Genomic DNA, 5,656 nt, shown 5'->3' with positions numbered 1-5,656 from the left:
GGACGGTCCACCGGTAGGCGACGACGCCGACGGTCACCGTCGCTGCTCGCCGCGCTGCTCGCCGGGGTGCTGGCCGTCGCGGGCTGCGGTGCCGACCCGGATGCCGAGGCCGCCCCGCCGGCCGGCCCGGCACCCACCACCCCGGCCGTCGGTGACCCCTCGCCCTCGACCGGTCCGGCCACCCCCGGGCCGGTGCCGAAGACGCTGCGGTTCACCGGCAAGACCCTCGACGGTGCGGCGTTCGACGCCGCCGGCCTGGCCGGCCGCCCGGTGGTGCTCTGGTTCTGGGCGCCCTGGTGCGCCGCCTGCGCCAGCCAGGCGTGGACCGTGGCCGAGATCGCGCCCGGCTTCCGGGACACCGTGCCGATCATCGGCATCGCCGGCCTCGGCGAACACAAGGCGATGACCGACTTCGTCACCGAGTTCGAGCTGGAGCCGGTGCCGCAGCTCGACGACCGGGAGGGGACGCTCTGGCGGCGCTTCGAGGTCGTCGAGCAGAGCACCTTCGTGATCATCGACCGGGACGGCACTGTGGTCCACCAGGGCTGGCTGGACGGGGAGGACCTCACCCGCCGGGTCACCGCCCTGGCCGCCTGATGCCCGCCGCACACCTCGCCGGCCACTGCTCGTCGGCGCGCCCAGGGGGCGGCTGATGGAGGCGCCGCTGCTGCTCGCGTTGACCGCAGGCATGCTCGGCGCGGTCAACCCGTGCGGCTTCGCGATGCTGCCCGCGTACCTGTCGCTGCTTGTCGCCGGGGCCACCGACACCCGGGGCGCGATCCGGCGGGCGCTCACCGCGGCGGGCGCGCTCACCCTCGGGTACGTCGTCGTGTTCGGCGCCTTCGGGCTGGCCCTGGCCCCGCTCGCCGGCTGGCTGCGGCCCCGGCTGCCCTGGTTCACCGTCGGACTGGGACTGCTGCTGGTGGCGCTCGGCTGCTGGCTGCTCGCCGGCCGCCGGCTGCCCACCCCACGGCTGCTGGCCCGGGCGCCGCGACTGACCCGCACGCTGCCGTCGATGGTGCTCTTCGGCATGGCGTACGCGGTCGCCTCGCTGGGCTGCGCCATCGCGCCCTTCCTGGCCACCGTGGTGACCAGCCTCCAGGCCGGCTCGACGCTGCGCGGGATGGCGCTGTTCGGCGCGTACGCCCTGGGCATGGGTCTGGTGGTGGCGGTGGCCGCGCTCGGCGTGGCGCTGGTGCGCGGCGAAGTGGTGGCCCGGCTGCGCGGCGCCGGCACCTGGGTGCCCCGGCTCAGCGGCCTGGTGCTGCTGCTCGCCGGCGGCTACGTCGCCTGGTACGGCTGGTACGAGGCGCGACTCTTCGCCGGCCGCCGCGAGGCCCTCACCGACCCGGTGATCACCGCCGCCGCCGGTGTCCAGCGCTGGCTGGCTGGCGTCGTCGACACCGCCGGCCCCACCGTGCTCGCCCTCCTCCTCGCCACCCTCCTCCTCACCGCCGCCTTGCTGCGAAGGAGGGTCCCCCTGTTAACGCCTGGTGTAGAGCAGGGGCCCCCTATTAACACCGAATCGGCGCACGCTGCTGAACCGGCGGGCGCGCAGCCGGCGGGAGGTGAAGCGGTCAGCGGGGGGTGAGGCGGTCAGCGGGGGGTGAGGCGGCCGGTGCCGAGCCGGTCGCGGAGCACCTCCGGCACCAGCACCGAGCCGTCGGGCTGCTGGAACTGCTCCAGGATCGCCGGAAAGAGCCGACTGGTGGCCAGCGCCGAGCCGTTGAGGGTGTGTACGAAACGGGTCTGCTTGCCGCCGGGCTCCTTGTAGCGGATCGCCGCCCGGCGGGCCTGGTAGTCACCGCCCCAGGAGACCGACGAGACCTCCTTGTACTTGCCGGTGCTCGGCATCCAGACCTCGATGTCGAGGGTCTTGCGCATCGACGCGCTGGAGTCACCGGCCGCCAGCAGGCTGCGCTGGTAGTGCAGGCCCAACCCCTCGACCAGGCTCTCCGCGTGGGTGACCATCTGCTCCAGCGCCGCGTCGGCCTGCTCGGGCAGGGTGAACTGGAAGATCTCCACCTTGTTGAACTGGTGGCCCCGGACCGTGCCGCGCTCGTCGGAGTGCGAACCAGCCGCTTCCCGCCGGTAGCAGGGGGTGTACGCGAACACCTTCAGTGGCAGCTTCGCCGGGTCCAGGATCTCGTCCTGGTACGCACCGAGGATCGCCGTCTCCGCCGTCGGCAGCAGGAACTGCCCACGCGGGGCGGACTGCTTGTCCAGGTGGTAGACGTCGTCGTAGAACTTCGGGAACTGACCGGCGGCGAAACCGGCGGTGTCCAGCAGCAGATGCGGCGGGAGCAGGAAATCGTACCCGGCCTCGATGTTCCGCTCGATCAGCCAGTTGACCAGCGCCCACTCCAGTCGGGCGCCGACGCCGGTGTACATCCAGAAACCGGAGCCACCCAGCTTCACCCCGCGCTCGTGGTCGACCAGGCCGAGCAGCCGGCTCAACTCGACGTGGTCCCGGACCTTCTCGATCGCCGGCGGCTCGCCGAAGGTCTTCACCACCCGGTTGGCCTCCTTGCCGCCGGGCAGCACGTCGTCGGCGGGCAGGTTGGGCAGCTCGCTCATCACGGTACGCAGCCGCGACTGCACCTCGTCGAGCTCCGCCTCCAACTCGGCGACCTGCTTGCGGCCGGCCTCGTCGGTCACCTGCGGCTCGACACCTGAGCGCTTGGCCTGGGCGTACGCCCGAGCCTCGGCCTTGCGGCGCTGGCGCTCCCCGTCGATCTCACTGATCAGCCGGCGGCGCTCCCGGTCGAGCTGCTGGATCGCGTCCAGCGCCCGGTCGACCTCGGCGGCGTCCAGCCGCTTCGCCAGCGCGGTCGCCACCGCGTCGCGATCCTTCCGGATCAACTCCATGTCGAGCATGCTGTTCCGTACGCCTCCGTCGCTCGGGCCGGACCAGAGGATGTTACCGCTGCGCCCGGATCGCCCCTTCTCCCGGACCCGCTTCGCGGCTCACCCGGGCTTCAGCGGCGGATCGGAATGCTGCGGATCGGAATGCTTCAGAGGCGGATCGGCATCAGGAGGGAGAAGGCGATCTCGTCGTCCGGTCGGCGGATCGCCAGCGGGGCGGTCGGACCGTCCAGCTCCAGCACCAAGTGTGGCCGGCCCGCCGCGTCCAGCGCGTCGAGCAGGTAGTCGCCGTTGACGCCGACGTGCAGTTCGGTGAGGTCGGCCCCGAGCGGTTCTCCGAGGTGTTTTCCGAGTGGTTCTCCGAGTGGTTCTTCGAGTTGGTCTCCGGGGGCGAGCAGGCGTACCGCATCCGGGCCGCGCAGGCCGAGCACGGTCACCGGCACCTGCCGGCCGGCGTACTCGCGGGTGAATGTCGGCTCGCCCGCCCGCAACGCGGCGACCAGCCAGTCGGCGTCCACCGAAACGCGGCGGCTCGCACCGCCGGGCGGCAACAACGGGGCATAGTCCGGAAAATCGTGCGGTAGCGCGGTGATCGGCAGCCGATGCCCGGCGACGTCGGCCACGACCTGCGTCCCGGCCACCGTGAGCCACACCCGGGCGTCGTCGTCCACCCCGGCCAGCAACCGGCGCAGTTCGTCCACCGCCGCGACCGGCAACAGCGTCCGCACCGTCGAGCCGTGCACCGCCGCGTCCGCCCAGGCCACCGCGAGCCGGTACCGGTCGGTGGCAACCAGCCGTACGCCGTCTTCGGCCACTTCCAGCAGTACGCCGGACAGCGCCGGCAGCTCGGGGTCGGTGCCGACCGCGAACCGGACGGCGTCGACGGCGGCGGCCAGGTCCCGGCCGGCCAGGACGAGCCAGTTGGCGGCCGACGCCGGGTGGTCCGACAGCAGCTCACGGATGCGGGACGCCTCGCGGCGGGCGTCGGCGAGCCCGTCCTCCAGCCGGCGCAGGTGCGTGTCGAGCAGCCGATGTACGACGGCTGGCTCGGCGTGGACCGCCTGGGCGATCTCGGGCACCGGCATGCCGATCCGGCGGAGCCCGGCGACCAGGCGGGCCGGTGCCACCTGGTCATCGGTGTATCGGCGGTACCCGGTAACCGAGTCGACCCGAGCCGGCACCAGCACCCCGGCGGCGTCATAGAACCGCAGGGAGCTCACCGTGAGTCCACTGGCCCGGGCCAGCTCGCCGATGCTGCGCAGGTCGCTCTCCACGCCCGCGATCCTGCCGCCTCAACCAGGTCGAGAGTCAAGCACCCGCCGCGCTGGCCGCCGCCCGCCGCTGCCCGCTGCCCGCCGCTGCCCGCTGCTCGCCGCTGCCTGTCGCCGCTGCTGTGCGGTGCCGGCGGGGGTGCGGTGTTAATAGGGGGCCCTTCCTATACACCAGGCGTTAATAGGGGGCCCCTCCTTTCACTCCAGCAGGCGGAAGGTGATGCCGGCGGTGGTGAGGCGGTGCAGGAGGGCGTCGCCCATCGCGGTGACCGGGGTGAGCTGCCCCGAGGTGGGGGGCAGGTCGTCCAGGGCCAGGCAGAGGGCCGACTCGGCGAGGATCTTGGCGGTCTCGTCGTAGCCGGGGTCACCGCCGGCCACCTCGGTGCGTACCCGCTGGCCGCCGCCGGTGCCGACGTAACGGATGCGGAACCAGGATTTGGCCCGCTGTTCGGCGCTCGGCCCCTGGCCGGAGGCGAGCCGGCCGAACAGCCAACGCCGGGTCGGTGGCAGCTTGACCAGCCCGGTCACCGCGCCCAGGCCGGCACCGGCCATCAGCACTGTCGACAGCCGTTTGATTGCCGCGAAGTGGCGGTAGCGGAAGTCCGGCCCGTATTCCGGGCGGGCCGCCGCGGACCGGCGGATCACCTGCGGGTCGATGGTGGGCAGCGGCACCGCCCAGACCGGCAGGTCCCGCGACCGGCCCAGCTTGCCGGGCCCGATACGGACCCGACGGTCGGTGGGGCGTGGCTCGGCCGCGCGGCGTTCGCGGGCGGCTTGGGACGTCTGGCGGGTACGCGAGAAGGCGGTGAGCGCCGAGTGGTACGTGCCGGCGGAGAACTTGGCGCCCACGCGTACGTAGCCGTCGACGGTGATCGGCACGTCGGCGGGGAGTTGCTTGACGGTGAACCAGACGCCCAGGTCGTGCGGGACGGAGTCGAAGCCGCAGGCGTGCACCAGCCGGGCACCGCTGCGCACCGCCTCGGCGTGGTGACGCACGTACATCAGGTCGACGAACTCCGGTTCACCGGTGATGTCGAGGTAGTCGGTGCCGGCGGCGGCGCAGGCCGCCACCAGCGGCTCCCCGTGGTGGATGAACGGTCCGACGGTGCTGGCCACCACCCGGGCGTCCGCCGCCACGGCGCGTAGCGACGCCGGATCGGTGACGTCGGCGGTGAGCAGCGGCAGTCCGGCCAGGGCGGGCTCGATGGCGGCCAACCGGTCCCGCACCCCGGCCAGCTTGTCCGGGTTGCGTCCGGCGATCGCCCAGCGCAGCCCGGCCGGGGCGTGCCGGGCCAAATATTCCGCGGTGAGCCCGCCGGTGAAGCCGGTCGCCCCGAACAGCACGATGTGATACGTCCGATCCGCAGCCATTTCGCGATCATCTCACTCCGGCCGCCGGACCGCCGTCTGTGCGGTCGCCCTACCGGCAGGCTGGCGGAAGAGGTGAAGCGGCTCTCCTCCGGAAGGGGTGAACCGGCCCGGGTGGGGTAACCGCCGGCGGCAGGACCGGGGGAGGGGAT

The 5,656-nt window shown here is 73.0% G+C and carries 5 protein-coding genes; 2 read left to right on the top strand and 3 right to left on the bottom strand.

What is annotated here, in order from left to right:
* Positions 1-597 (top strand): redoxin domain-containing protein (locus tag C1I93_RS27655; protein ID WP_438819595.1); only part of this gene is annotated, 597 nt, incomplete at its 5' end.
* A gap of 55 nt (positions 598-652) precedes the next feature.
* The gene (locus C1I93_RS27650) at positions 653-1,591 is read left to right on the top strand and encodes a cytochrome c biogenesis CcdA family protein (RefSeq protein ID WP_111246206.1); all 939 of its coding nucleotides are present in this window, start codon (positions 653-655) and stop codon (positions 1,589-1,591) included.
* A 5-nt stretch (positions 1,592-1,596) separates the two neighbouring features.
* Here C1I93_RS27650 and serS read toward each other — a convergent pair whose 3' ends face one another.
* The 3 genes from serS to C1I93_RS27635 form a co-directional block, all read right to left on the bottom strand.
* The gene (gene serS / locus C1I93_RS27645) at positions 1,597-2,877 is read right to left on the bottom strand and encodes a serine--tRNA ligase (RefSeq protein WP_111246205.1); all 1,281 of its coding nucleotides are present in this window, start codon (positions 2,875-2,877) and stop codon (positions 1,597-1,599) included.
* A 137-nt stretch (positions 2,878-3,014) separates the two neighbouring features.
* Positions 3,015-4,127, bottom strand: coding sequence for a DNA polymerase III subunit beta family protein (locus C1I93_RS27640; protein ID WP_111246208.1), 1,113 nt, complete (start codon positions 4,125-4,127; stop codon positions 3,015-3,017).
* A gap of 207 nt (positions 4,128-4,334) precedes the next feature.
* A complete protein-coding gene (locus tag C1I93_RS27635) occupies positions 4,335-5,507 on the bottom strand; it encodes a saccharopine dehydrogenase family protein (protein ID WP_111246204.1) in 1,173 nt (390 codons plus the stop codon).
* Positions 5,508-5,656 lie beyond the last annotated feature (149 nt).

Origin of the sequence: Micromonospora endophytica (assembly GCF_003236305.1) — a bacterium.
GTDB lineage: Bacteria > Actinomycetota > Actinomycetes > Mycobacteriales > Micromonosporaceae > Micromonospora > Micromonospora endophytica.
Note: the sequence above shows the minus strand (reverse complement) of the source record. Positions and strands in the feature narration are given on the sequence as shown.